The organism is Denitratisoma sp. agr-D3, assembly GCF_054658675.1.
This window is the reverse complement of sequence record NZ_BAAGIA010000002.1, coordinates 486,189-510,637: the sequence shown is the minus strand read 5'-3', so window position 1 is coordinate 510,637 and position 24,449 is coordinate 486,189. Positions and strand designations below refer to the sequence as shown.

The 24,449-nt window shown below is 63.4% G+C and carries 23 protein-coding genes and 1 tRNA gene; 11 read left to right on the top strand and 13 right to left on the bottom strand.

Annotation, left to right across the window (positions count from 1 at the left end; all coding sequences use genetic code 11):
• Positions 1-85 precede the first annotated feature (85 nt).
• Entirely contained in the window at positions 86-604 is a 519-nt protein-coding gene (locus ACYQ2U_RS07415) for a PAS domain-containing protein (RefSeq protein ID WP_459949719.1), read from the top strand.
• A 99-nt stretch (positions 605-703) separates the two neighbouring features.
• On the opposite strand, the gene ACYQ2U_RS07410 is transcribed toward ACYQ2U_RS07415, so the two are convergent.
• The 3 genes from ACYQ2U_RS07410 to ACYQ2U_RS07400 form a co-directional block, all read right to left on the bottom strand.
• Positions 704-1,840 (bottom strand): methyl-accepting chemotaxis protein, encoded by a 1,137-nt coding sequence (locus tag ACYQ2U_RS07410; protein ID WP_459949718.1) that lies wholly within the window; start codon positions 1,838-1,840, stop codon positions 704-706.
• Positions 1,841-2,035: 195 nt separating this feature from the next.
• Positions 2,036-3,172 (bottom strand): PilT/PilU family type 4a pilus ATPase, encoded by a 1,137-nt coding sequence (locus ACYQ2U_RS07405; protein WP_459949717.1) that lies wholly within the window; start codon positions 3,170-3,172, stop codon positions 2,036-2,038.
• 103 nt (positions 3,173-3,275) lie between these two features.
• The gene (locus ACYQ2U_RS07400; RefSeq protein WP_459949716.1) at positions 3,276-4,319 is read right to left on the bottom strand and encodes a type IV pilus twitching motility protein PilT; all 1,044 of its coding nucleotides are present in this window, start codon (positions 4,317-4,319) and stop codon (positions 3,276-3,278) included.
• Positions 4,320-4,367: 48 nt separating this feature from the next.
• Here ACYQ2U_RS07400 and ACYQ2U_RS07395 point away from each other — a divergent pair, with 48 nt between their 5' ends.
• The 4 genes from ACYQ2U_RS07395 (at position 4,368) to ACYQ2U_RS07380 (ending at position 6,850) form a co-directional block, all read left to right on the top strand.
• Complete coding sequence (locus ACYQ2U_RS07395) at positions 4,368-5,084, top strand: YggS family pyridoxal phosphate-dependent enzyme (RefSeq protein WP_459949715.1); 717 nt, start codon at positions 4,368-4,370, stop codon at positions 5,082-5,084.
• A gap of 61 nt (positions 5,085-5,145) precedes the next feature.
• A complete protein-coding gene (proC, locus tag ACYQ2U_RS07390) occupies positions 5,146-5,961 on the top strand; it encodes a pyrroline-5-carboxylate reductase (protein WP_459949714.1) in 816 nt (271 codons plus the stop codon).
• Positions 5,961-6,539: a YggT family protein gene (locus ACYQ2U_RS07385; RefSeq protein WP_459949713.1), complete on the top strand. Its 579-nt coding sequence runs from the start codon at positions 5,961-5,963 to the stop codon at positions 6,537-6,539. Before proC ends, ACYQ2U_RS07385 begins: the two co-directional genes overlap by 1 nt.
• 11 nt (positions 6,540-6,550) lie before the next feature.
• Positions 6,551-6,850 carry a DUF167 domain-containing protein gene (locus ACYQ2U_RS07380; RefSeq protein WP_459949712.1) on the top strand — a complete coding sequence of 100 codons (300 nt, stop codon included), beginning with the start codon at positions 6,551-6,553 and terminating at the stop codon, positions 6,848-6,850.
• Here the strand turns inward: ACYQ2U_RS07380 and ACYQ2U_RS07375 are convergent.
• From ACYQ2U_RS07375 to dcd, 3 genes are all read right to left on the bottom strand, one after another.
• Positions 6,834-7,139 carry a hypothetical protein gene (locus ACYQ2U_RS07375; protein ID WP_459949711.1) on the bottom strand — a complete coding sequence of 102 codons (306 nt, stop codon included), beginning with the start codon at positions 7,137-7,139 and terminating at the stop codon, positions 6,834-6,836. The genes ACYQ2U_RS07380 and ACYQ2U_RS07375 overlap by 17 nt on opposite strands.
• A 107-nt stretch (positions 7,140-7,246) precedes the next feature.
• A complete protein-coding gene (locus ACYQ2U_RS07370; protein WP_459949710.1) occupies positions 7,247-9,484 on the bottom strand; it encodes an Orn/Lys/Arg family decarboxylase in 2,238 nt (745 codons plus the stop codon).
• Positions 9,485-9,565: 81 nt separating this feature from the next.
• A complete protein-coding gene (gene dcd / locus ACYQ2U_RS07365; RefSeq protein ID WP_459949709.1) occupies positions 9,566-10,132 on the bottom strand; it encodes a dCTP deaminase in 567 nt (188 codons plus the stop codon).
• A 213-nt stretch (positions 10,133-10,345) separates the two neighbouring features.
• Here dcd and dnaE point away from each other — a divergent pair, with 213 nt between their 5' ends.
• From dnaE to ACYQ2U_RS07350, 3 genes are read left to right on the top strand one after another with little or no spacing between them, the layout of a single operon-like run.
• Positions 10,346-13,810: a DNA polymerase III subunit alpha gene (gene dnaE / locus ACYQ2U_RS07360; RefSeq protein ID WP_459949708.1), complete on the top strand. Its 3,465-nt coding sequence runs from the start codon at positions 10,346-10,348 to the stop codon at positions 13,808-13,810.
• Entirely contained in the window at positions 13,807-14,277 is a 471-nt protein-coding gene (locus ACYQ2U_RS07355; RefSeq protein WP_459949707.1) for a WbuC family cupin fold metalloprotein, read from the top strand. The genes dnaE and ACYQ2U_RS07355 overlap by 4 nt, the downstream gene beginning before the upstream one ends.
• Positions 14,278-14,282: 5 nt before the next feature.
• Positions 14,283-14,744 carry a MaoC family dehydratase gene (locus ACYQ2U_RS07350; protein ID WP_459949706.1) on the top strand — a complete coding sequence of 154 codons (462 nt, stop codon included), beginning with the start codon at positions 14,283-14,285 and terminating at the stop codon, positions 14,742-14,744.
• A gap of 91 nt (positions 14,745-14,835) precedes the next feature.
• Here ACYQ2U_RS07350 and ACYQ2U_RS07345 read toward each other — a convergent pair whose 3' ends face one another.
• The 3 genes from ACYQ2U_RS07345 to metG form a co-directional block, all read right to left on the bottom strand.
• Positions 14,836-15,435: a peroxiredoxin C gene (locus ACYQ2U_RS07345; RefSeq protein ID WP_459949705.1), complete on the bottom strand. Its 600-nt coding sequence runs from the start codon at positions 15,433-15,435 to the stop codon at positions 14,836-14,838.
• Positions 15,436-15,674: 239 nt separating this feature from the next.
• Positions 15,675-15,947: an acylphosphatase gene (locus ACYQ2U_RS07340; RefSeq protein ID WP_459949704.1), complete on the bottom strand. Its 273-nt coding sequence runs from the start codon at positions 15,945-15,947 to the stop codon at positions 15,675-15,677.
• A gap of 73 nt (positions 15,948-16,020) precedes the next feature.
• On the bottom strand, positions 16,021-18,156 hold the full coding sequence (gene metG, locus ACYQ2U_RS07335) for a methionine--tRNA ligase (protein WP_459949703.1): 2,136 nt from the start codon (positions 18,154-18,156) through the stop codon (positions 16,021-16,023).
• Between the two features lie 151 nt (positions 18,157-18,307).
• Here metG and apbC point away from each other — a divergent pair, with 151 nt between their 5' ends.
• From apbC to ACYQ2U_RS07320, 3 genes are all read left to right on the top strand, one after another.
• A complete protein-coding gene (apbC, locus tag ACYQ2U_RS07330; RefSeq protein WP_459949702.1) occupies positions 18,308-19,396 on the top strand; it encodes an iron-sulfur cluster carrier protein ApbC in 1,089 nt (362 codons plus the stop codon).
• A gap of 168 nt (positions 19,397-19,564) precedes the next feature.
• A complete protein-coding gene (locus ACYQ2U_RS07325) occupies positions 19,565-20,404 on the top strand; it encodes a hypothetical protein (protein WP_459949701.1) in 840 nt (279 codons plus the stop codon).
• Positions 20,401-20,709, top strand: a complete 309-nt coding sequence (locus tag ACYQ2U_RS07320) for a DUF5710 domain-containing protein (protein WP_459949700.1) — start codon at positions 20,401-20,403, stop codon at positions 20,707-20,709. The genes ACYQ2U_RS07325 and ACYQ2U_RS07320 overlap by 4 nt, the downstream gene beginning before the upstream one ends.
• Positions 20,710-20,728: 19 nt before the next feature.
• On the opposite strand, the gene ACYQ2U_RS07315 is transcribed toward ACYQ2U_RS07320, so the two are convergent.
• From ACYQ2U_RS07315 to rpoD, 4 genes are all read right to left on the bottom strand, one after another.
• A complete protein-coding gene (locus tag ACYQ2U_RS07315) occupies positions 20,729-20,911 on the bottom strand; it encodes a hypothetical protein (protein ID WP_459949699.1) in 183 nt (60 codons plus the stop codon).
• A 44-nt stretch (positions 20,912-20,955) separates the two neighbouring features.
• A complete protein-coding gene (locus tag ACYQ2U_RS07310; protein WP_459949698.1) occupies positions 20,956-21,744 on the bottom strand; it encodes a hypothetical protein in 789 nt (262 codons plus the stop codon).
• Positions 21,745-21,878: 134 nt separating this feature from the next.
• Positions 21,879-21,957 (bottom strand) — tRNA-Ile (locus ACYQ2U_RS07305).
• 44 nt (positions 21,958-22,001) lie between these two features.
• On the bottom strand, positions 22,002-23,879 hold the full coding sequence (gene rpoD / locus ACYQ2U_RS07300; RefSeq protein WP_459949935.1) for an RNA polymerase sigma factor RpoD: 1,878 nt from the start codon (positions 23,877-23,879) through the stop codon (positions 22,002-22,004).
• Between the last annotated feature and the right edge of the window lie 570 nt (positions 23,880-24,449).

Below are 24,449 nucleotides of genomic sequence, written 5' to 3'. Positions count from 1 at the left end.
ATTCAGCCCTAGCCCTCAATATTCTCAGGGGAAAGGGATTTTCTGTCCTTAGAACGTCTCCTCGATCCTGCGCCAGGAGACCGGCGTGAAGCCGAAAATTCAACCAACCCAGCAGGAAAAGGTGATGCGCGAAGGAGACTTCATCGTCTCCAAGACCGACACCAAGGGGCGCATTACCTACGGCAACAGCATCTTTATCGAGTTTTCCGGCTATCGCGAGGCGGAGCTGCTCGGTACCCAGCACAACATCATCCGCCACCCGGACATGCCGCGCGGCGTGTTCAAGTTTCTCTGGGACACCATCGGCCAAGGCAACGAATGCTTCGCCTACGTCAAGAACATGGCGAAGGACGGCAGCTTTTATTGGGTGTTCGCCAACGTCACGCCCGACTACGACCAGAACGGCAACATCACCGGTTATTTTTCCGTGCGCCGGAAACCGGGACGGGGAGCGGTGGATACCATGGCCGACGTTTATCGGGCCATGCTGGCGGAAGAACAGCAGGCCGGCCCCAAGGACGCCATGACGGCCTCCCTGACCTGGCTGGTCAACGTCCTGACGCAAAAGGGCGTGAGCTACGAGGAGTTCATCCTCTCCCTTTAAGGCGGCACTGCCGACGTCGCCAGGCGCGCGCAGCCGCCTCGGCCAGCCGGGACGGCGGCCCGCCCCACGGGGGTCGGGCCGACCGGATCCGGAACTCGGTTAGACCACCGCTTGCTCGGTGACGCAGAGCAGCTCGGGGTGGGCTTCGCCGTAGGCCGCGATTTTTTCCAGGGCGTGCACCACATCCAGGCTGGCCGCCTCCATGCGCCCGACCTCCGCCGCGCCCTTGGTCATGTCGCCGTTGCGCAGCGCCCGCAGGGCGGCCTTTGCCGCTTCGTGCACGGCCTTGTGGGCCCCTTCCATCTCCCGGTAACCGTCCAGGGTGGAGTAGCACTCCCGCCCCTCGCCCTCGTAGTACCACTTGCCCAGGCGGCAATGGGTATGGTCCGCCAAGTCGTCGGCGGTCTTGTTGTTCAAGCCGAAGAAGGCTTCATAGACAGCGAACTTGAAGACCAGATGGTCCACCTTCGCCACCTCGACGAAACAGCGCAGGGCCGAAGCGGAAATGGTCTTTTCCATGCCCTGGGACAGTCCCAGCAGCTTTTCCATGCTTTCCGTGGCGGTACTGCCCTCCTGGCTGAACACCTGGGCCTCGCCGGATAGGGCACCCATGCTCTCCGTGGCAAAACCCGTGTCCTGGTGAATTTGGGTGACCAGGGTGGAAATTTCCTTGGTGGCGCTGGTGGTGCGCTCCGCCAGCTTGCGCACCTCGTCAGCCACCACGGCAAAACCACGGCCCTGTTCCCCGGCACGGGCCGCCTCAATGGCGGCGTTCAGCGCAAGTAGATTAGTCTGGTCGGCGATTTCCTTGATCAGGTTGACGATGCCCACGATCTGGGAAGCCCGCGAGGACAGGCTGGCGACGCTGTCCGCGGCGGCCTGGGAGCGCATGGACAGTTGGTCCAGACTTTGGGCGATCTGGCCGAAGGAATCCCGGCTGGCGGAGGAGACCTTAGAGGTATCCACCGCATGATTACGTTCCTGCTGCATGGTGCCGGCCAAGTGGGCCAGGCTTTTCTGACTCAGGGCGAAGCTGGCGGAAAAGGTTTCCAACTGGGCCATCAGGGCCTCGTAAACCTCGTTGCGCAGCCGGACCGTTTCCACATCCTCCCGCACCGATTGGGTTTCCTGCTCCAGAGCCGCGATGCGCTGCTGGTATTCCTGTTCCCGCAACAGCGCCGCCGCCAGGGCAGCATTCACTTGTTCCAGAGCTTGCTTGCTGACCATGCCGAACATCTTTTCTCCTCTGCTTTAAAGAGGCACCGGCGGCGTCGCACCATTATGGTGATTATTTATTTTTCAATAAAAACAAATAGATGCCGCGATGCATGTATTACTAACAGCATAGTATATGACATGCGGAATTGTTTGACAAGCAGTAGGGGAATTACCGGATTCCCGGCGCGCCCGGGCGCCGGGACAGCGCTCCGGCTAAACGATATCCAGGTGCTGGATGCCGGCGTTGAGATCCTTGTCCTTGGCGTCCTGGCCGTGGAGCTTGATCATCAAGCGCACTTCGTTCATGGAGTCGGCAAAGCGCAAGGCATCCTCGTAGCTGATGCGACCGGCCTCGTACAAATCGAACAGGGCCTGGTCGAAGGTCTGCATGCCCAGTTCCCGCGACTTCTTCATGATCTCCTTGATGCCGTGCACCTCACCCTTCATGATCAGGTCAGAGATCAGGGGCGAGTTGAGCAGCACCTCCACGGCGGCGGCGCGGCCCTTGCCTTCCTTGAGGGGAATCAGGCGCTGGGAGACGATGGCCTTGAGGTTCAGCGACAGGTCCATCAACAACTGGGGCCGGCGCTCCTCGGGGAAAAAGTTGATGATCCGGTCCAGGGCCTGGTTGGAGTTGTTGGCGTGCAGGGTGCCCATGGCCAGGTGGCCCGTTTCGGCGAAGGCGATGGCGTGCTCCATCACTTCCCGGTCGCGGATTTCGCCGATCAGGATCACATCCGGCGCCTGGCGCAGGGTGTTCTTCAGGGCGGCTTCCCAGGAGTCGGTGTCGACGCCCACCTCGCGCTGGGTGACGACGCAATTCTTGTGCTCATGCACGTATTCCACCGGATCCTCGATGGTGATGATGTGGCCGTAGCTGTTCTGGTTGCGGTAGCCGATCATGGCCGCCAGGGAGGTGGACTTGCCGGAACCGGTGCCGCCGACGAATAGCACCAGGCCGCGCTTAGTCATCACCACGTCCTTCAGCACCTGGGGCAGCTTAAGGTCGTCGAAGTCGGGAATGGAGACGTTGATGGTCCGCAGCACCATGCCGGTCCGCCCCTGCTGGACAAAGGCATTGACCCGAAAGCGACCGATGCCGGCCGGGGAAATGGCGAAGTTGGATTCCTTGCTGGCCTCGAACTCGGCGGCCTGCTTGTCGTTCATGATCGCCCGCGCCAGTTCCAGGGTGTGCTGGGGCGTTAGGGCCTGGGTGGTGGCCGGCGTCATCTTGCCGTCGATCTTGATGGCCGGCGGGAAACCGGCGGTGATGAACAAGTCCGACCCCTTTTTCTGGACCATCATGGCCAGCAGTTGGTACATGAACTTGAGGGCTTCGTCGCGTTCCATTTTCGGTTTCCTTCGCCGCCCAGGCGGCGCTTGCTAAAAGCCTCCCCGCGAGGAGAGGATGGGAGGAACAGTATCAGTTAGGCAACAAAGACAAATCCCGGGCCTAGCCCGGGAAGTTGTCCTTGTTCGCTGCCTTGCTGCGCGCCTCGGCGGGCGAGACGATGTTGCGCCGGACCAGGTCTTGCAGGTTCTGGTCCAGGGTCTGCATGCCGAATTGCTGACCGGTCTGGATGGCCGAATACATCTGGGCGATCTTGTTCTCCCGGATCAGGTTGCGGATGGCCGGCGTGCCCATCATGATTTCGTGGGCGGCCACCCGGCCCTGGCCGTCCTTGGTCTTGAGCAGGGTTTGCGAGATCACGGCGCGCAGGGACTCGGACAGCATGGCGCGGACCATTTCCTTTTCGGCGGCGGGGAAGACGTCCACGATCCGGTCCACCGTCTTGGCGGCACTGGAGGTGTGCAGGGTGCCGAACACCAGGTGGCCCGTTTCGGCGGCGGAGAGGGCGAGACGGATGGTTTCCAGGTCGCGCATTTCCCCCACCAGGATCACGTCTGGATCCTCCCGCAGGGCGGAGCGCAGGGCGTTGGAAAACGACAGGGTGTGCGGCCCCACTTCCCGCTGGTTGATCAGGCACTTCTTCGACTCATGCACGAACTCAATGGGATCCTCCACCGTCAGGATGTGGCCGTAGTCGTTCTCGTTGATGTCGTCGATCATGGCCGCCAGGGTGGTGGACTTGCCGGAGCCGGTGGGGCCGGTGACCAGCACGATGCCCCGAGGGGTACGGGCGATGTCGGCGAAAATCTTGGGTGCGTTCAACTGCTCCAGGGAAAGCACCTTGGAGGGAATGGTACGGAACACGGCACCGGCGCCCCGCTGCTGGACGAAGGCGTTGACCCGGAAGCGGGCCAGGTTGGGCACCGAGAAGGAGAAGTCGATGTCCAGGTGTTCCTCGTACACCTTGCGTTGGCCGTCGTTCATGATGTCGTACACCATGGCGTGCACGTCCTTGTGCTCCAGGGGCGGCAGGTTGATGCGGCGCACGTCGCCGTGCACCCGGATCATGGGCGGGAGGCCGGCGGAAAGGTGGAGGTCGGAAGCCTTGTTTTTGACGACGAAAGCCAACAGCTCGGTGATGTCCATGGAGGTCCTTGCGTGCGGGGTCGCTGCGATATACTCGAAGGCCGCTATATGATAACAATCCCGCCCAACTTGCAAGCCAACCTCCGCACGGTTCAATACCGCATTTCCGCGGCCTGTGCGGCGGCAGGACGTCCTACCGACAGCGTCACCCTGCTGGCGGTTGCCAAGACATTCCCCGCCGAAGCCGTGCGCGCGGCGGCAGCCAGCGGACAACGGGCCTTCGGCGAAAACTACGTGCAGGAGGCGGTGGACAAGATCGCCGCCCTGAACGACCTGCCCGGACTGGAATGGCACTTCATCGGTCCCCTGCAAAGCAACAAGACCCGGCCCGTGGCGGAGCACTTCCATTGGGTGCATTCCATCGATCGCCTCAAGGTCGCCCAGCGTCTGTCCGAACAACGCCCGGCGGCCTTGCCGCCGCTCCAGGTCTGCATCCAAGTCAACGTCAGCGGCGAGGCGAGCAAAAGCGGTTGCCCGCCGGAAGAAGCGGAAGCCCTGGCCCTGGCGGTCGCCGCCCTGCCCCGGCTGAACCTGCGCGGCCTGATGGCGATTCCCGAGGCCAGCGACGAAGCGGGACTGCTGCATCGACGCTTTGCCCTGCTGCGCGAACTGAAGGATCGCCTCAACGCCCGGGGCCTGGCCCTCGACACCCTGTCCATGGGCATGTCCCACGACCTCGAAACGGCCATCGCCGAAGGGGCAACCATGGTGCGGATCGGCACCGCGATTTTCGGCGCCCGGCAATACCCGGCAACGGGCCACTGACCATGCAAAACCACCACCTTATGTCCGCCCCTGCGGCCTTCAATCTTCAACGGGAGTCAAAATGAAAATTACCTTCATCGGTGGCGGCAACATGGCCAACGCCTTGATCAGCGGCCTGCGCCACCAGGGCTATTCCGCCGCCGGCATCCAGGTCGTGGAACCGGTGGAAGAGCTGCGCAGCGCCCTCACCGACGCCTACGGCGTGCGCTGCACGCCCCAGGTGGACGCCGCCACCCTCAATTGCGAGGTGCTGGTGCTGGCGGTGAAACCCCAGGTCATGCGCGAGGCCCTGCTTCCCGTCACCGGCCAGCTGGGTAGTCAGTTGGTGATCAGCATCGCCGCCGGCCTGCGCCTGGAGGTGCTGTCGCGCTGGCTCGGCGGCTACGGCAACATCGTGCGCACCATGCCCAACACCCCGGCCATGATCGGCGCCGGCATCACCGGCCTCTGCGCAGCCCCGGCGGTGGACCTGGAAGGCCGCACCACGGCGGAAAAAATCCTGGCAGCCGTGGGCCGTACCCTGTGGGTGGACGATGAAGCCAAGATGGACGCCGTCACCGCCATTTCCGGCAGCGGTCCCGGCTACGTTTTCTACTTCATCGAGGCCCTGGAACGCTCGGCCCTGGACCTGGGTTTCGATGTGCCCACGGCACGGCTGTTCGCCGTGGAAACCTTCCTCGGTTCCGCCAAGCTGGCGGAGGCCAGCGGTGAAGGCATCTCCCAACTGCGGGCCAAGGTGACCTCCAAGGGCGGCACCACGGCCGCCGCCTTGGAATCCTTCGCCGCCGACGGCGTTGCCGCCGCCATCCAGCGCGGCATCCTGGCCGCCGAGGCCCGGGGCAAGGAATTGTGCGACCTGCTCGGGGCGGAAGCGTGATGCTACTCCAGCTCCTGTTCGTCGTCCTGGATTGGGCCTTCAGTTTCTTCAGCCTGGCTCTGTTGGCCCGCTTCGCCCTGCAATGGGCGCGGGCGCCCTTCCGCAACCCGGTCGGCCATTTCGTCATCGCCGTCACCGACTGGATGGTGCGTCCCGCCCGCCGGGTGATTCCCTCCGCCTGGGGCTACGACCTGCCCAGCCTGCTGCTGGCCTGGCTGCTCCAGGGCCTGTTCCAGGGCCTGGTCTATGGCTTCAGCCTGGGCGCCAGCGCCAGTCTGGATGCCCTCGGTACGGTGGCCCTGCTGGCTCTGGTGGAAACCCTGAAGCTGGCCTGCCATCTGGCCTTCGGCGTTCTCATCGTCAATGCCGTGTTGTCCTGGGTCAATCCCTACGCACCCCTGGCGCCCCTGTTCAACGCCCTGTGCCAACCTCTGGTACGCCCCTTCCGCAAATTGATTCCCCCCATCGGCGGGGTGGACCTGTCCCCCTTGGCTCCCCTGCTGATCATCCAACTGCTGCAAATCCTGCTGGCCACCGCCAAGGGCATGCTCTTGCCTGGCCTGATGCCGGTTTTCTAGGAATCACGAGGGTGAGCGACTGGATTCAGGACAGGGCGGATGGCGCCCTGCTCACCCTGCACATCCAGCCCGGCGCCAAAACCTCGGCGGTGGCCGGCCTGCATGGCGACGCCCTGAAAATCCGCCTGGCGGCACCGCCCGTGGACGGCAAGGCCAATGCCGCCTTGCTGGCCTTCATCGCGACCCAGTTGAAATTGAGCAAACAACAAGTCAGCCTGGTGTCGGGGCAGGCCTCGCGGGCCAAGCGGGTGCTCGTGACCGGTATTCAGGGCGAGGAAATCCGCCGCATCCTGCTCACAGCGGCGGCATGAAGCCGCTGGTGGCGTTGCTGCGCGCCGCCGACTTCAATAGCGGACAGTCCTGGTGAGGGTGACTGGGGGAACAGAGGCTGCGCCGACAGGGGGTATCCCCCACCATCAGGCAATAATCGTGGGCCAGCTTGTGCAGTTGCTGCTCGCCATCCGCGTCATACACCTTGTCCAAGGCGTCCTTCAGGGCCAAGAGCATGACCTCCGCCCGCAGCCAGCGATCCTCGCCCACCGTGGGCTGGGTGGGGAAAACCGCGGGGGAAACAACATCCTTCAGGCAATCGGGGCACATGGTCGATAGGCGCAAGGTCTCCAGTACGCCGCCCACTATGCGCCCACTTTCATGCCGAATCAATAGTCCAAATGCATCAGTTTGGACCGGGGTGTGTTTTTTGCCGGCTAGCGGACGCAGTCCACGTAGTAGCTGACCCTGCCTTCGTGGCTTTCCTTGACCAGGCCGTGGATGTCGGTCTCGAAGCCGGGGAAGCGGTCGTTGAAATCCCGGGCGAATTGCAGGTAGCGCATGATGGTGCGATTGAAGCGCTCACCGGGAATCAGCAGGGGGATGCCGGGAGGATAGGGGGTCAGCAACACGGCGGTGACGCGGCCCTCTAAATCATCGATGGGCACCCGGTCGATCTCCCGGTGGGCCATCTTGGCGAAGGCATCGGAAGGCCGCATGGCCGGCTCCATGGCGGACAGGTACATCTCGGTAGTGAGGCGGGCTACGTCGGCCTGCTTGTACACCTCGTGGATCTGGGTGCACAGATCGCGCAGACCGATGCGCTCGTAGCGGGGGTGCTTGGCGACGAACTCGGGCAGTACCTTCCACAGGGGCTGGTTCTTGTCGTAGTCGTCCTTGAACTGCTGCAAGGCGGTAACCAGGGTGTTCCAGCGGCCCTTGGTGATGCCGATGGTGAACATGATGAAGAAGCTGTAGAGGCCGCACTTCTCGACGATCACGCCGTGCTCGGCGAGGAATTTGGTGACGATGGCGGCGGGAATGCCGAAGTCGTCGGCGAAGTCGCCGTCCACGTCCAGGCCCGGGGTGATGATGGTGGCTTTGATCGGATCGAGCAGGTTGAAGCCCTCGGCCAGGTTGCCGAAGCCGTGCCAGCGCTCGCCGGCCTTGAGCATCCAGGCTTCGCGTTCCTCGATGCCTTCCTCCGACAGGTCGTCCGGACCCCACACCTTGAACCACCAGTCGGCGCCCCACTCCTCGTCCACCTTGCGCATGGCGCGGCGGAAATCCAGGGCCTCGGCGATGGACTCTTCCACCAGGGCGGTGCCGCCGGGCTCTTCCATCATGGCCGCCGCCACGTCGCAGGAGGCGATGATGGAGTACTGGGGCGAAGTGGAGGTGTGCATCAGATAGGCTTCGTTGAACACGTCCCGGTCCAGCTTGTTGTTCTCGGCGTCCTGCACCAGGATCTGCGAAGCCTGGGACAGACCCGCCAGCAGCTTGTGGGTGGACTGGGTGGAGAACACCATGGACTCCTTGCAGCGGGGCCGGTCGGCACCGATGGCGTGGTAGTCGCCGTAGAAATCGTGGAAGGCGGCGTGGGGCAGCCAGGCCTCGTCGAAGTGCAGGGTGTCGATCTTGCCGTCCAGCTCCTCCTTGATTTCCTCCACGTTGTAGAGGATGCCGTCGTAGGTGGACTGGGTGATGGTCAGCACCCGGGGCTTGCCCTTGACCTGGCTGGCGAAGGGGTGGGCGGCGATCTTCTTCTGGATGTTTTCCCAGACGAACTCGGACTTGGGAATGGGGCCGATGATGCCGTAGTTGTTGCGGGTGGGCATCAGAAACACGGGGATGGCCCCGGTCATCATGATGGCGTGGAGGATGGACTTGTGGCAGTTGCGGTCCACCACCACGATGTCCCCCGGCGCCACGGTGCTGTGCCAGACGATCTTGTTGGACGTGGAGGTACCGTTGGTGACGAAGTACAGGTGGTCGCTGTTGAAGATGCGCGCCGCGTTGCGTTCGGAGGCCGCCACCGGGCCGGTGTGGTCGAGCAGTTGCCCCAGCTCTTCCACGGCGTTGCAGACGTCGGCCCGCAGCATGTTCTCGCCGAAGAACTGGTGGAACATCTGGCCCACGGGGCTCTTGAGGAAGGCCACGCCGCCGGAGTGGCCGGGGCAGTGCCAGGAATAGGAGCCGTCCGCCGCGTAGTGAGTCAGGGCGCGGAAAAAGGGCGGGGGCAGGGAGTCGAGATAAGCCCGGGCTTCGCGCTTGACGTTGCGGGCGATGAACTCCGGCGTGTCCTCGTGCATGTGGATGAAACCGTGCAGTTCGCGCAGCACGTCGTTGGGAATGTGGCGCGAGGTGCGGGTTTCGCCGTGGAGGAAGAGGGGGATGTCGCTGTTGCGGTTGCGAATCTCGCTGACGAAGGCGCGCAGCTCGGCCAGGGTTTCCTCTTCCTCGTTGGCCAGTTCCTCGTCGTCCACCGACAGGATGAAGGCCGAGGCCCGGCTTTGCTGCTGGGCGAAGGAGGTCAGGTCGCCATAGCTGGTCACCCCCAGCACTTCCATGCCCTCCTGTTCCAGGGCGTCCGCCAGGGCGCGAATGCCGAGGCCCGAGGCGTTCTCGGAACGGAAGTCCTCGTCGATGATGATGACCGGAAAATGAAAGCGCATGGCTGTTCCTCAAAAAGCAAAGACCCGCCCCGACAATCGGGAACGGGCCTCAGAATATGAAAGTTTTTTTACGCGATAGCGTCAGATCTTGGGGAGCGTCACGCCCACCTGTCCCTGATACTTGCCGCCGCGATCCTTGTAGGAGGTTTCACAGACCTCGTCGGACTCGAAGAACAGCACCTGGGCGCAACCCTCGCCGGCGTAGATGCGGGCCGGCAGGGGCGTGGTGTTGGAGAACTCCAGGGTCACGTAGCCTTCCCACTCGGGCTCGAAGGGAGTCACGTTCACGATGATGCCGCAGCGGGCGTAGGTGCTCTTGCCCAGGCAGACGGTCAGCACGTTGCGGGGAATACGGAAATATTCGACGGTGCGGGCCAGGGCGAAGGAGTTGGGCGGAATGATGCAGGAGTCGCCTTCCATCTCGACGAAGGAATTCGGGTCGAAGTGCTTGGGATCGACGATGGTGGAATTGATGTTGGTGAACACCTTGAATTCGCGGGCGCAACGGATGTCGTAGCCATAGCTGGAGGTGCCGTAGGAGACGATCTTCTGGCCGTTCACCTCGCGCACGAGGCCGGGCTCGAAGGGCTCGATCATGCCGTGCTGCTCCGCCATGCGGCGTATCCATTTGTCTGATTTGATGGCCATATTTACGGGTAACCCTGAACGCGAGGAGGATGTTCGAGAAAAGCGCGTGATTTTTCCACTGATGGGCCGCCCTGTCACGAAAATCCTTCATTTTCCAGGCCGTCCCGGCTGCTGCGGCGCGATTATGCAACAGGAAGCCGCCCCTTGGGGCGGTTTCCCGGTGCCCGTGCGGCGGTCCGGCGGGGGCCATGGCCGGGGGTAAAATCCCGCCCCATGTCCGCCCCCGCCTTTGTTCACCTCCGCCTCCACTCCGAATACTCCATCAGCGACGGCATCGTCCGCATCGATGACGCCTTGGCGCGGGCGGCCAAGGACAACATGGGCGCCCTGGCCCTGACCGATCTGGCCAACCTGTTCGGCATGGTCAAGTTCTACACCGGCGCCCGGGGCAAGGGCATCAAGCCCGTGATCGGCTGCGACGTGTGGATCCGCGACGAGGACGTGCGCGACCCGGGCCGCGACACCTTCGCCCGCATCCTGCTGCTGGTCAAGAACAAGGGCGGCTATTTGCGCCTGTGCGAGCTGCTTTCCGCCGCCTATCTGCAACCCCGGCGCCAGGGCAAGGCCGAAATTTCCCTCCAGGCCCTGGAAAACGGCGACAACAGCGGCCTCATCGCCCTTTCCGGCGGCCCCCTGGGCGACTTGGCGCCCCTGCTGCTGGCGGGCAAGCGCGACGTGGCCGAAACCCGGGCCAGGCGCTGGGCGGCCCTGTTCCCCGATAGCTACTATCTGGAAATCCAGCGCCCCCACGGCAATCGCGACCACCACCAACAGGAAAGCCTGGTGGCCCTCACCACCGAGTTGGCGGGCCGCCTGGACCTGCCCGTGGTGGCCACCCACCCGATCCAGTTCCTCGACAGCGACGACTTCATGGCCCACGAGGCCCGGGTCTGCATCGCCGAGGGCTACGTCCTGGCCGACAGCCGGCGGCCCAAGCCCTACACCGAGCAGCAGTACTTCAAGACCCAGGCCGAGATGGTCGAACTGTTCGCCGACCTGCCGGAAGCCGTCGAAAACACGGTGGAAATCGCCAAGCGCTGCAACCTCAGCGTCACCCTGGGCAAGAACTTCCTGCCCGACTTCCCGACCCCGGACGGCATCAGCCTCGACGACCACCTGGCCAACGAATCCCGGGCCGGGCTGAAAAAGCGACTGGAGCACCTCTATCCCGACGAAGCCGAGCGGGAGGCCCAGCGCCCCCGTTACGAGGAACGGCTGGAGTTCGAGATCAAGACCATCCAGCAGATGGGCTTTCCCGGCTACTTCCTTATCGTGGCCGACTTCATCCAGTGGTCCAAGAACAACGGCGTGCCCGTGGGCCCAGGCCGGGGCTCCGGCGCGGGCTCCCTGGTGGCCTACGCCCTGCTGATCACCGACCTGGACCCCCTCTACTACGAGCTGCTATTCGAACGCTTCCTCAACCCGGAACGGGTCTCCATGCCCGACTTCGACGTGGACTTCTGCCAGGAAGGCCGCGACCGGGTGATCCAGTACGTGAAGGACAAGTACGGCAGCCACTGCGTCTCCCAGATCGCCACCTTCGGCACCATGGCGGCCAAAGCCGTGATCCGCGACGTGGGCCGGGTGCTCGACCTACCCTTCAACTTCGTGGACCAGTTCGCCAAGCTGATCCCCAACGAGTTGGGCATCACCCTGACCGATGCCCTGGAAAAAGAACCCCAGATGCGGGAGCGGGTGCAGAACGAGGAGGAGATCGGCCAGCTCTGGGACCTGGCCATCCGCCTCGAGGGCATGACCCGCAACGTGGGCATGCACGCCGGCGGCGTGCTGATCGCGCCGGGCAAGCTGACCGACTTCTGCCCGCTCTATTCCGCCGACGGCAGCAACTCGGTGGTGAGCCAGTTCGACAAGGACGACGTGGAAAAAGCCGGCCTGGTGAAGTTCGACTTCCTCGGCCTGCGCACCCTCACCATCCTCAACGAGGCGGTGGATTTCGCCAACAACATCGAGGGCGCGAACGACGGCAAGAAGGTCGTCCTGGAAAAACTGCCCCTGGACGACCAGGAGGTCTACGGCAACATCTTCCGCAACGGCAACACCACGGCGGTGTTCCAGTTCGAATCCCGCGGCATGAAGGACATGCTGGTCCAGGCCAAGCCCGACCGGCTGGAAGACCTGATCGCCCTCAACGCCCTCTACCGTCCCGGTCCCATGGACCTGATCCCCAGCTTCATCAACCGCAAACACGGCCGGGAACAGGTCACCTACCTCACCCCCAGTCTGGAAAAGGTGCTGGCCACCACCTACGGCATCATGGTGTACCAGGAACAGGTGATGCAGACGGCTCAGGTGGTGGCGGGTTACAGCCTCGGCGGCGCCGACATGCTGCGCCGGGCCATGGGCAAGAAGAAACCCGAGGAAATGGCCAAGCAGCGGGCCGTGTTCATCGAAGGCGCGGGCAAGCAGGGCATCAGCGAAGACACCGCCAACGAGATCTTCGACTACATCGACAAGTTCGCCGGCTACGGTTTCAACAAGTCCCACGCCGCCGCCTATTCCCTGGTGGCATACCACACGGCCTGGCTCAAGTGCCACTACCCGGCCAGCTTCCTCGCCGCCACCCTGTCCTCGGAAATGGCCGACACGGACAAGGTGCAATTCTTCTTCGCCGACGGCAAGGCCAGCGGCCTCACCTTCCTGCCGCCGGACATCAACACCGGCGGCGTGCGCTTCCAGCCCACCGACAAGACCACCATCCGCTACGGCCTGGGCGCCATCAAGGGCACCGGCGAGGCGGCGTTGACCGCCATCCTCAAGGCCCGGGAGGAAGGCGGCCCGTTCAAGGACCTGTTCGACTTCTGCAAGCGGGTGGACAAACGTGCGGTGAACCGCCGAGTGATCGAGGCCCTGATCAAGGCCGGCGCCTTCGACAGCATCGACGACCACCGCCACAAGCTCATGGCCTCCATCAGCGTGGCCATGGAAGCGGCGGAACAGGCCGAGCGCAACGCCCTCCAGGGCGGGCTATTCGACATGATGGGCGGCGCCGCCAACGACGACACCGCCCACTACGTGGACGTGCCGCGCTGGAGCGAGCGGGACCAGTTGCTCAACGAAAAGCAGGCCTTGGGCTTCTTCCTCTCCGGCCACCCCTTCAATGCCTACCGCAAGGAGTTGTCCACCTTCGTCAAGCGCCCCCTGGGCCAATTGACGGCCCAGAAGGACCTGGTGCTGATGGCCGGCGTGGTGCTGTCCACCCGCACCCAGATGGGCCGCCGCGGCAAGATGTGCATCATGACCCTGGACGACGCCAGCAAGCAACTGGAAGTGGTGGTGTACAACGAGCTGTGGGAAGCCGAGCGGGCCAAGATCAAGGAAGACGAACTGCTGCTGGTGGAAGGCAAGGTCCAGGACGACGCCTTCAGCGGCGGCCTGCGGGTCACCGCCGAGAAGTTGTACACCCTGGGCGAGGCCCGGGGCCGCTTCGCCCGCCGCCTGCAACTGTCCATGAACGGCCAGGCCGACGCGCGCAAACTGCATACCCTGCTCAGTCCCTACCGGGATGGTCCCTGCCTGGTCCGTCTCAGTTATCACAACCAAACCGCCCAGGCCGAGATGAACCTGTCCGACGCCTGGCGCGTCCGCCTCGACGACGCCCTGCTGGGCAGCCTGGCGGAATGGCTCAGCCCCGACAACGTGAAGGTCGTTTACGCATGATCACCCTGATCGACATCCCCCTGCTCGACGCCGTCAGCGCCGAGGCCAAAGCCGCCCCCCGGGGGCGCAAGAACCGCAATTTCCACCCCGACAACGTCTATCCGGCCCACCGTCTGCTCAACGCCATCGAGCCCGGCAGTTATATCGCCCCCCATCGCCATGCCTCGGCCAGCAAGGATGAGACCATGGTGGTATTGCGCGGCAGCCTGGGCTTGGTGGAATTCGACGATGCCGGCCAGGTGACCCGCTGCATCCGCCTCGCGGCCGGCGGCGACGCCCTGGGATGCGACATTCCCCACGGGGTGTTCCACACGGTGATCGCCCTGGCAGCGGACACGGTGTTTCTCGAAGCCAAGTCCGGCCCCTGGGCCCCCCTGGGCGACGACGAAAAAGCGCCCTGGGCGCCCCAGGAAGGCGACCCGGACGCGGCTGCCTATCTGCAAACCCTCACCGCCCGCTTCTCTTGAACGCCATGGCCAGCCAAGGACACTTTCTCGAGGACTTCACCGTCGGCCAAACCCTGACCTCGGGCACGATCAGCCTTAGCAGACAGGACATCCAGGACTTTGCCCGCCAGTTCGATCCCCAGGTGTTTCACCTCGACCCCGTCGCCGCCGAGCAAACCCTGTTCGGCGGCCTGGCCGCCAGCGGTTGGCACACCGCCGCCCTGACCATGCGCCTGCTGGTGGGATGTGAGCTGCAACCCGTGGGCGGCCTGATCGGTGCCGGCGTGGACGAATTGCGCTGGCCCCTGCCCGTGCGCCCCGGCGACACCCTGCATTTGGAATTGGAGGTGCTCGAAGTACGCGCCTCCCGCAGCCGGCCTGAGCGGGGCATCGTCCGGGTCAGGATGCAGACCTTCAACCAGCACGGCCAAGTGGTGCAATCCTGTATCGCCAACGTCGTGGCGCCCAGCCGCAAGGGCCAGGCCTGACCTTACCCAGGCAGCGAAATCCCATGCCCCAAAAACAAAGGCCGCCCGAAGGCGGCCTTTGCTCTCTGTGGGATTGCTTTTTTGGTGTTGCTTACAGCTTGCTGGCGTTTTCGGCCAGGTACTTGGCGACGCCCTCGGGGGAGGCGTTCATGCCCTTGTCGCCCTTTTTCCAGCCGGCGGGACAGACTTCGCCATGTTCTTCGGTGAATTGCAGAGCGTCCACCAGGCGGATGAACTCATCCACGTTGCGGCCCAGGGGCAGGTCGTTCACGTACTGGTGACGCACCACGCCGGCCTTGTCGATCAGGAAGGCGCCACGGAAGGCCACGCCACCGGCGGCTTCCACGTCGTAGGCTTGGCAGATCTCGTGCTTCACGTCGGCCACCAGGGTGTAACCGACCTTGCCGATGCCACCCTTGTCCACGGGGGTGTTCTTCCAGGCCAGGTGGGTGAATTGGGAGTCGATGGAAACGCCGATCACTTCCACGTTGCGCTTCTTGAACTCTTCCAGACGATGGTCGAAGGCGATCAGCTCGGAGGGGCAGACGAAGGTGAAGTCCAGGGGGTAGAAGAACAACAGGGTGTACTTGCCCTTGGTGAAGGAGGACAGGGTGATGTCCTTGATCTCGTTGTTGCCCAGGACGGCGGTTGCGGTGAAATCGGGGGCGGCCTTGCCGACGAGAACTGCCATGTTTTTCTCCTTGCGGGATAAGGTGGGTGAATCAGGGAAGCCGCATCTTCCGCGCCGACCGAGTCGAAGTCAATTGGCACAGGCTATGGCCCACATAGGCGACGGCAATCCGGGGCCGATGCCCATGGCCAGCGGGTCCTAGCCTCGCTTCATCCGCCACTCGGGCTGCGCGCGATACGAACGGGGCGCGTTGGCGCGTGAAGGGGAAATCCCCAAGGAAAGGAAAGCGCCTCGACGGCTTAGAGGGTCGCGACCTGGACGAAGTCGGTGAAGCTGCCGTCGGCTTCTTCCACCAGCACTTCCTCCACCACCGCGGCGGCGGGACCGATCCGGGCCCAGGCGATCATGCGCGCCACCACTTCGGGATGGCCGTGCACCACGGCCTCCACCCGGCCGTCGCTGAGATTGCGCACCCAGCCGGTGGCGCCGTGCTTGCGTGCCTCCTGCACCATGGAGGCGCGGTAGTACACCCCTTGCACTCGGCCGCGAATCAACAGGCGGCGAACTTCCATCACGCACTCCTTGCGGCAACCCGCACCACTCCCTCGTTCCCGGCCTTGGGCGGGGGTGGATGACGGCTGCCCGTTACTTGACCTTCATGCCCGGCGTGGCGCCGGCATCGGGGGAAAGGATAAACAGGCCGGGCACCTCGCCCTGGTCGTCGGAAGCGGCCAGCACCATGCCCTCGCTCATGCCGAACTTCATCTTGCGCGGCGCCAGGTTGGCCACCATCACGGTGAGGCGCCCCACCAGGGTGGCGGGATCGTAGGCGGCCTTGATACCGGCGAACACCTGGCGGGTGCCGAGGGCGCCCACGTCCAGGGTCAGACGGATCAGCTTGTCGGCGCCTTCCACGTGTTCGGCATTGGCGATGCGGGCGATGCGCAGGTCCACCTTCATGAAGTCGTCGATGCCGATCACGCCCTCGACGGCGGGCGCCGCCGTCTTCTTGTCGGTCTTCTTTTCCTCTTTCTTGACCTCGGCGGTCGGCGCCGGCGTGGCCAGGCTGTCCTTGTTGGCTTCTACCAGGGCGTCGATCTGCTTGGGATCGATGCGGCCCATCAAGTGCTCGTAGGCGTTGATGGGGTGGTCGGGCGGCAGCAGGTGGCCGGCATCGCTCCAGCGCAGGGGCGGGATATTGAGGAACTCCTCGGCGCGCTTGGCCAGGTGCGGCAGCACCGGCTTGAGGTACAGAGTCAGCAGGCGGAAGGCGTTGATCAGCACGGTACACACGTAGTGCAGGGTTTCCTCGTGCTCGCTGCTCTTGGCCATCTGCCAGGGCTGGTGCTTGTCCACGAACTGGTTCACCTGGTCGGCCAGGGCCATGGCCTTGCGCAGGGCGCGGCTGTAGTCGCGGCCTTCGTAGTAGCCGGCGATTTCCTCGGCCGCCGCCCGCAGCTCGGGCAGGTCGTTGTCGAAGCGCTCGCGCATGTGGTCCACGTGGGCGTGGAACAGCTTGCCGCCGAAACGCTTGGCGACGAAGCCGGCGGCGCGGCTGGCGATGTTCACGTACTTGCCCACCAGGTCGGCGTTCACCTTGGCCACCAGGTCTTCCAGGTTCAGGTCCACGTCTTCCATGGTGGCGTTGGACTTGGTGGCGAAGTAGTAGCGCAGCCACTCGGGGTTGAGGCCCTGGGTGATGTAGGAATGGGCGGTGATGAAGGTGCCCCGGCTCTTGCTCATCTTGGCGCCGTCTACGGTGAGGAAGCCGTTCACGCACAGCTGGCTGGGGGTGCGGTAGCCGGCGAACTTGAGCATGGCGGGCCAGAACAGGGCGTGGAAATAGAGAATGTCCTTGCCGATAAAATGGACCAGTTCGGTGCCGGCCTTTTCCGCCGCCGCCGCATCGGTGTAAGCGGCCACGTCGATGTCGCCGGTGCGCTCGGCGTAGTTGCGGAAGCTGGCGAAATAGCCGATGGGGGCATCGAGCCAGACGTAGAAGTACTTGCCCGGCGCGCCGGGAATCTCGAAACCGAAATAGGGCGCGTCGCGGGAGATGTCCCAGTCAGAGAGTTTGTTCTCCCCTTCCTCCCCCAGCCATTCCTTCATCTTGTTGGCGGCCTCCTGGGGCAGGTGGGCGCTGCCGTCGGCGTTGGCGCCCCGGGTCCATTCCCGCAGCAGGGCCACGGCGCGGGGATCGGAGAGACGGAAGAAGTAGTGCTCCGACTGCTTGAGCACGGGCTTGGCGCCGGATACGGCGGAATAGGGGTTCTTCAGTTCCGTCGGCGCATAGGCGGCGCCGCAGACCTCGCAGTTGTCACCGTACTGGTCCGCCGCGCCGCACTTGGGGCACTCGCCCTTGATGAAGCGGTCGGGCAGGAACATTTCCTTCACCGGGTCGTAGAACTGCTCGATGGAACGGGCATCGATGAAGCCGGCCTGCTGGAGCTTGGTGTAGAAGTCCTCGGCGTAGGCCTTGTTCTCGGGGCTGTGGGTCGAGTAATAGTTGTCGAAGGCGACGCCGAAGTCGGTGAAGTCGCGCAGGTGCTCGCCCCGCACCCGGGCGATGAGCTGCTCGGGGGTCACCCCTTCCTTTTCGGCCCGCAGCATGACCGGCGTGCCGTGGGTGTCGTCGGCGCAGACGTAGTGCACCTTGTTGTCCCGCATGCGCTGGAAGCGCACCCAGACGTCGCCCTGGATGTAACCCACCAGGTGGCCGAGATGGATGTCGCCGTTGGCGTAGGGCAGGGCGTTGGTGACGAGGATTTTGCGCTGGGACATGATGGGATGGACCGCTGAGGAATAGGCAAGGATTTTGCAGGCCGGGAATTCTAACAAAGCCCCCCTGCTCCGCTTTCCCGTCGCGGCGGGTCTATACTGCCGACCCAGCCCGATTTCCAAAAACCCCTGAATTACCAAGGATTTTCGCGTCATGAGCCTCACCGACAGCCAAGTACAAAGCGCCCTCAAGGAAGTGATCGACCCCAACACCGGCAAGGACCTGGTGAGTGCCCGTTGCGTTCGCAACATCAAGGTGTCGGGAAGCGACGTTTCCCTGGATGTGGAATTGGGCTACCCCGCCAAGAGCCAGATCGGCCTGATCCGCGGCCTGGTGGAGCAAAAACTCCAGTCCATCGGCGCCACCAAGGTGACCGCCAACGTGAGCCAGAAGATCGTCTCCCACGCCGTGCAGCGGGGCGTGAAGCTCATGGACGGCGTCAAGAACATCATTGCCGTGGCCTCGGGCAAGGGCGGTGTGGGCAAGAGCACCACCTCCGTGAATCTGGCCCTGGCCCTGGCCGCCGAGGGCGCCAGGGTAGGTATCCTCGACGCGGACATCTACGGCCCCTCCCTGCCCCAGATGCTGGGCATCCACGACCAGAAGCCCGAATCCAAGGACGGCAAGAGCATGGAGCCCCTGGAAGCCCATGGCGTGCAAGCCATGTCCATCGGCTTCCTCGTGGACGTGGAAACCCCCATGGTCTGGCGCGGCCCCATGGTCACCGGCGCCATGCAGCAACTGCTGAAGGACACCAACTGGCAGGACCTGGACTATCTGGTGATCGACATGCCCCCCGGCACCGGCGATGTGCAACTCACCCTGGCTCAGCAAGTGCCTGTCACCGGCGCGGTGATCGTCACCACGCCCCAGGACATCGCCCTGCTGGACGCCCGCAAGGGTCTCAAGATGTTTGAGAAGGTGGGCATTCCCATCATCGGTCTGGTGGAAAACATGAGCATCCACATCTGCACCAACTGCGGCCACGCCGAGCACATCTTCGGCCAGGGCGGCGCCCAGCGCATGAGCGAGGACTACGACGTGGCCGTGCTCGGTTCCCTGCCCCTGGACATCCACATCCGCCAGCAGGCCGACGGCGGCAAGCCCACCGTGGCGGCTGAGCCCAATGGCCAGGTGGCGGCCATGTACAAGGAAATCGCGCGCAAGGTGGCGGTCAAGATCGCCGAGCAAGCCAAGGACATGAGCAGCAAGTTCCCCAGCATCGTGGTGCAGAACACCTGAGGACCGGGGACCGGTCCGTCCTTCGCTCCGCCCCGCGGCGCATCATCGGCCTCAGCCCGCGCAACCCGTCCCCCCGGCCTCCGGCGGGACGGGTTGATCGTTTGTGGACTGCCCCATAATTCGCCCTCACGCTCCAACTCGCTTACCGTCCCATTCCGCCCCTTCCGCATGAACAGCCTGCGCCACGAACTGCAACGCCTCTACTGCCTGCCCGGGCAAACCTGCCTGGATACCTGCCATGACGCCGGACCCCAGGCCTTGAGCGACGACTTGCTCGACCAGGCCCTGACCGGCCAGCGCAGCCTCCTCCTGGCCCTGGTCAATGCCCAGGGCCAGGTCCGCACCCTGGTCATGACCCTGCACCGCAACCAGGACTGGCCCGCGATCGCCGCCCTGTATGCCGGACTGGAACAAGACCTGGACCTGCCGCTACCAGCCTTGGCCGTCCTCGCCGACGGCGGCTTCCAACTCTGGTTCTCCCTCGCCGAGCCGGTGCCCGTTGCCAGCGGCCACGCCCTGCTGGCGGGCCTGCAACGCCGCTATCTGGCCCACATCCCCGCCGAGCGCCTGGACTGGCAACCGACGGCGGCGGACCCGACCCCGACACTCCGCCTGGTACCCCACCGGCTGGGCACGGAGGAACGCTGGTCGGCCTTCATCGACCCCAGCCTGGGCGCCATGTTCGCCACGGAAGCAGGACTGGACGTGCCGCCCAATCTTGAAGGCCAGGCCAACATCCTGGCCCGCTGCCAAGCCATCAAGCTTGCCGATCTGGCCCGGGCCCTCGGCCAACTGGCCCCGCCAGACGAGTCGCCGTCAAGCGCACCGACAGCAGCGCCCATGCCCAACCCAGCGGCGAGCCAGCGCCTGCCCGACCTGGGCGGCCCCTTCACCGATCCCAAGTCCTTCCTTCTGGCGCTGATGAACTGTCCCGACGCCAGCGCCGAATTGCGGGTCCAGGCCGCCACCGCCCTGCTGCCCTATTGCGAGAAAGCTCCCACGCCATGAGAACCGACCTCAAAGTTCCCTTTGCCGAAAAAGACGACGCCAAGAAGCTCGGTGCCCGCTGGGACCCGGCGCGCAAGGTCTGGTACGTGCAGGACAAGGACGACCTCGCCCCCTTCGCCCGCTGGTCGCCCACGCCCCACGCCGGCGGCGGCAACAGCGCCCCCGCCGCCAAGACGACGGACAAGGTGAACCAGTCAGAGGGGATAGTGATCGTGGGCATGCACTACAAACCCCTGCCCCGGGTGTGCGAGTGTCTGCCCTGGGAGGACTGCGACAAGTGCCGGACCTCCGTCGCGGCAAATTGAACGCGGCTGCCGCGCGGCCTTATTTTTCCGCCGTGGGCACCACCGACAAATGACCAGGCCGGGGTGGCGTCAGCTTGACCTTGTCGGCCCGGCGGAGCAGTTGCCGGGCCAGAGAACTGGGCGCGGCCTTCTTGTCCTTGCGGGAGGACTTTTCCTGCTTAGGCGCCGGTTTGGCGGGGGATTTTTTGGCTAATGCAGGCATAAAAGGTGTGCTGTTAAAGGAAGGCTCTCATCCACCTAGTTACTTCATGCTTTTTTCGGTGCGTATTGCTCAACCACTTTCGCATAATAAGAAGTAAGGCTCTTAACCAACTGCTCATACTTCCTTGCTATTGCTGCAATCTCAGCTGCTCTTGCAGGCTCAGCATTAATAATTTGCTGTTTTAATCCATTACCTGCAAGTTGCTTAGCCCAAGGAGCCACGGTGGGAAGCTGCTCCAGTTCTTCAAGTAATCCCGCAGCAACACATGCCTTTGTTTCCTCATGATCTAACTTCTCAAGAAGCTTGTTTGTCTTGATATCCCACCTCACTAACCGGTCGACGTATCGAGAAAACTCAGTTAACTGAGCGTCTCTGGTCGGAAGCTCGGAGTGCAGAATCCCATTCTTAATCCCATCGAGTTCGCCTACTGCATCGTTTAGCCTTCCAAAAACTCCTCTTCGCTTTTCGACAGTCACGCGGTCACAATACGCTGCCTTTGTACGAAAAATCATTTCCAAATTAGTACTCTGGGCTAACGCAATTGCATCATGGGATAAATAGTCGACTGCCTGCCTAAAACTCCCATAATTGACAATTGCGGTCGTTAAAACAGTTGCGGCAGTACCAATCACGGCAATCTTGGTTCGAAGACTACCTTCCTCAAAACTAACTGAAACCTCTACATCATCACCGAAAAGAAATTTAGCTCGCTCGCTAACAAATAATGTCATATCGCTTTTCAATTTAGCGAGTACTTCTTTTTCTGCAAACAAAGGGACTTCCAAATGCGAGTAGGCCTCTGACAAAATTTCTTTGTTGATGTAGTTTGCCATTCACAAAACTCCAGCTATTAACAGTAGATATCTTAAGTTCCGGCCATATAGTAGCAATCACTACCTTACTCACGCCCCACCTCAAACCCAACAAACAAAACGGCCCAGGATTGCTCCTGGGCCGTTTTGTTTGTTGGTGGGCCCCCTGGGAGTCGAACCCAGCACCAACGGATTATGAGTCCGCTGCTCTAACCAGGCATGAGCTAGAGGCCCTGGGAGTCATTCCCCGGCCGCCCCGGAGGGGGCGGCGGGCGTGATCAGGTTTCGGAATCGAGGAAGCTGCGCAGCTTTTCGGAACGGCTGGGGTGGCGCAGCTTGCGCAGAGCCTTGGCTTCGATCTGACGGATGCGTTCGCGGGTCACGTCGAACTGCTTGCCCACTTCTTCCAGGGTGTGGTCGGTGTTCATTTCGATACCGAAGCGCATGCGCAGCACCTTGGCCTCGCGGGGGGTCAGGCTGTCGAGGATTTCCTTGGTCACTTCGCGCAGGCTGGCGAACAGCGCGGCGTCGGCCGGGGCCAGGGTGGAGGTGTCCTCGATGAAGTCGCCCAGGTGGCTGTCGTCGTCGTCGCCGATGGGGGTTTCCATGGAGATGGGCTCCTTGGAAATCTTGAGGATTTTGCGGATCTTGTCCTCGGGCATCTCCATCTTGATCGCCAGGGTGGCGGGATCGGGCTCGGCGCCGGTCTCTTGCAGGATCTGGCGGCTGATGCGATTCATCTTGTTGATGGTCTCGATCATGTGCACCGGGATGCGGATGGTGCGCGCCTGGTCGGCAATGGAACGGGTGATGGCCTGACGGATCCACCAGGTGGCGTAGGTGGAGAATTTGTAGCCGCGACGGTATTCGAACTTGTCCACCGCCTTCATCAGACCGATGTTGCCTTCCTGGATCAGGTCGAGGAATTGCAGGCCCCGGTTGGTGTACTTCTTGGCGATGGAGATCACCAGGCGCAGGTTGGCCTCGGTCATTTCGCGCTTGGCGCGACGGGCCTTGGCTTCGCCGGTGGACATCTGCTTGTTGATGTCCTTGAGTTCCTTGAGGGGCAGGCCGATACGGTTTTGCAGGTCGATCAGTTTCTGCTGCTCTTCGAGAATGGCAGGAGCAGCCCGCATCAGGGCGGGGCCGTAGGGCTTGTTGGACTGCACTTCGCCCTTGAGCCATTCCATGTTGGTTTCATTGCCGGGGAACACCTTGATGAAGTGCTGACGCGGCATGTGGGCCTTGTCCACGCAGAGGTGCAGGATCTTGCGCTCGTGGTTGCGGGCGGCTTCGACCATGCCGCGCACGGAGTCGCACAGGCGCTCAATGATCTTGGCGGTGAAACGGATATTCATCAGCTCGTCGCTGATGGCCTTTTGTTCCTTGAGGTAGGCCTTGTCCTGGCTGCCCTTCTTGGTCAGGGCGGCCATGAGCTTGCCGTAGTGGCCATGGATGATGGTGAAGCGTTCCAGGGCCTCGGCCTTGAGCTTGGCCAAGGCGGCGGCGCTGGCGGCATTGCTGGCAGCCTCGGCGTCTTCTTCGTCCATGTCCTCGTCGCCCAGGTCGTCCTCGGGCATGGCCTCCAGTTCTTCCTCGGGCGGGGCGTTGGGGTCGATCAGGCCGTCCACCACTTCGTCCACGCGCATTTCGTCCTTGGAAACCTTGTCGGCCAGTTCCAGGATTTCAGCGATGGTGGTGGGGCAGGCGGAGATGGCGATCACCATGTGCTTGAGGCCGTCCTCAATGCGCTTGGCGATTTCGATTTCGCCTTCCCGGGTCAGCAGTTCCACGGTGCCCATTTCGCGCATGTACATACGCACGGGGTCGGTGGTGCGGCCAAACTCGGAATCGACGGTGGCGAGGGCCTGTTCGGCTTCCTCTTCCACTTCCTCCGCGTCCACCGGGGCGGGAGCGGCGTCGTTCAGCATCAGGTCCTCGCCGGCCGGAGCCTCGTCGAAGACCTGGATGTTCATGTCGTTGAAGGTGGAGATGATCGATTCGATCTGCTCCGCGTCCACCATGTCGTCGGGCAGGTGGTCGTTGATTTCGGCGTACGTCAGGTAGCCGCGTTCCTTGCCCAGGGCGATCAGGCTCTTGAGGCGGGTACGCTTGGCTTCTACATCGAGGGGTTGGGGCGCAGCGGGCGCAACCATCGGTTCAGATTTCCCTTTCTTGGTCTTGCTGCCTTCCTTGCCCTTGGCGACGGAAGCAGCCTTGGCCGGCGCGGCAACGGGCGCTTCCGCCTTGGCGGCGGCCTTCACGGGCACGGCCTTGGCCGGCGCGGCGGCCTTGGCGGCGGGCTTTTCCACCGGCTTGGCGGCAGGCTTGGCAGGGGTTTTTACGGGGGCTTTTGCCACGACCTTGGCGGCTGTCTTGGGCGCCGGCTTGGCGGGCGCCTTGGCGGCAACCTTCGGTGCAGCCTTCGCCACGGCCTTGGCCGGCTTGGCGGCGGCCTTGGGCGCGGCCTTGGCGGGTGCCTTCGTCGCCTTGGCTGCGGCCTTCGGAGTCACCTTGGGCGCCGGCTTGGCGGCAGCCTTGGCCGTTACGGCCTTGGGCGCGGCCTTGGCAGGCGTCACTTTCTTGGCAGGAGCCGCCTTGGTCGCCGCCTTGGCGGCAGCCGGCTTGGCTACCTTCTTGGCAGTGGTCTTGGGGGCTTGCTTCGCGGTTTCCTTGGGCATGGCGTTCCTCGGTTCAATAACCCTGGAATATCCTTGCCTTGGGCA

Excerpts from the sequence above, each read along its gene's own strand:
- ACYQ2U_RS07375 (WP_459949711.1), bottom strand. The coding sequence starts at position 7,139 with ATGTGCCCCGATTGCCTGAAGGATGTTGTTTCCCCCGCGGTTTTCCCC.
- dnaE (WP_459949708.1), top strand. The coding sequence starts at position 10,346 with ATGTCCGCCCCCGCCTTTGTTCACCTCCGCCTCCACTCCGAATACTCC.
- ACYQ2U_RS07315 (WP_459949699.1), bottom strand. The coding sequence starts at position 20,911 with ATGCCTGCATTAGCCAAAAAATCCCCCGCCAAACCGGCGCCTAAGCAG.
- ACYQ2U_RS07320 (WP_459949700.1), top strand. The coding sequence starts at position 20,401 with ATGAGAACCGACCTCAAAGTTCCCTTTGCCGAAAAAGACGACGCCAAG.
- proC (WP_459949714.1), top strand. The coding sequence starts at position 5,146 with ATGAAAATTACCTTCATCGGTGGCGGCAACATGGCCAACGCCTTGATC.
- apbC (WP_459949702.1), top strand. The coding sequence starts at position 18,308 with ATGAGCCTCACCGACAGCCAAGTACAAAGCGCCCTCAAGGAAGTGATC.
- dcd (WP_459949709.1), bottom strand. The coding sequence starts at position 10,132 with ATGGCCATCAAATCAGACAAATGGATACGCCGCATGGCGGAGCAGCAC.
- ACYQ2U_RS07370 (WP_459949710.1), bottom strand. The coding sequence starts at position 9,484 with ATGCGCTTTCATTTTCCGGTCATCATCATCGACGAGGACTTCCGTTCC.
- ACYQ2U_RS07410 (WP_459949718.1), bottom strand. The coding sequence starts at position 1,840 with ATGTTCGGCATGGTCAGCAAGCAAGCTCTGGAACAAGTGAATGCTGCC.
- ACYQ2U_RS07400 (WP_459949716.1), bottom strand. The coding sequence starts at position 4,319 with ATGGACATCACCGAGCTGTTGGCTTTCGTCGTCAAAAACAAGGCTTCC.
- ACYQ2U_RS07340 (WP_459949704.1), bottom strand. The coding sequence starts at position 15,947 with ATGGAAGTTCGCCGCCTGTTGATTCGCGGCCGAGTGCAAGGGGTGTAC.
- ACYQ2U_RS07345 (WP_459949705.1), bottom strand. The coding sequence starts at position 15,435 with ATGGCAGTTCTCGTCGGCAAGGCCGCCCCCGATTTCACCGCAACCGCC.
- rpoD (WP_459949935.1), bottom strand. The coding sequence starts at position 23,879 with ATGGTTGCGCCCGCTGCGCCCCAACCCCTCGATGTAGAAGCCAAGCGT.
- ACYQ2U_RS07350 (WP_459949706.1), top strand. The coding sequence starts at position 14,283 with ATGGCCAGCCAAGGACACTTTCTCGAGGACTTCACCGTCGGCCAAACC.
- ACYQ2U_RS07385 (WP_459949713.1), top strand. The coding sequence starts at position 5,961 with ATGCTACTCCAGCTCCTGTTCGTCGTCCTGGATTGGGCCTTCAGTTTC.
- ACYQ2U_RS07395 (WP_459949715.1), top strand. The coding sequence starts at position 4,368 with ATGATAACAATCCCGCCCAACTTGCAAGCCAACCTCCGCACGGTTCAA.
- ACYQ2U_RS07405 (WP_459949717.1), bottom strand. The coding sequence starts at position 3,172 with ATGGAACGCGACGAAGCCCTCAAGTTCATGTACCAACTGCTGGCCATG.
- ACYQ2U_RS07310 (WP_459949698.1), bottom strand. The coding sequence starts at position 21,744 with ATGGCAAACTACATCAACAAAGAAATTTTGTCAGAGGCCTACTCGCAT.
- ACYQ2U_RS07355 (WP_459949707.1), top strand. The coding sequence starts at position 13,807 with ATGATCACCCTGATCGACATCCCCCTGCTCGACGCCGTCAGCGCCGAG.
- ACYQ2U_RS07325 (WP_459949701.1), top strand. The coding sequence starts at position 19,565 with ATGAACAGCCTGCGCCACGAACTGCAACGCCTCTACTGCCTGCCCGGG.
- metG (WP_459949703.1), bottom strand. The coding sequence starts at position 18,156 with ATGTCCCAGCGCAAAATCCTCGTCACCAACGCCCTGCCCTACGCCAAC.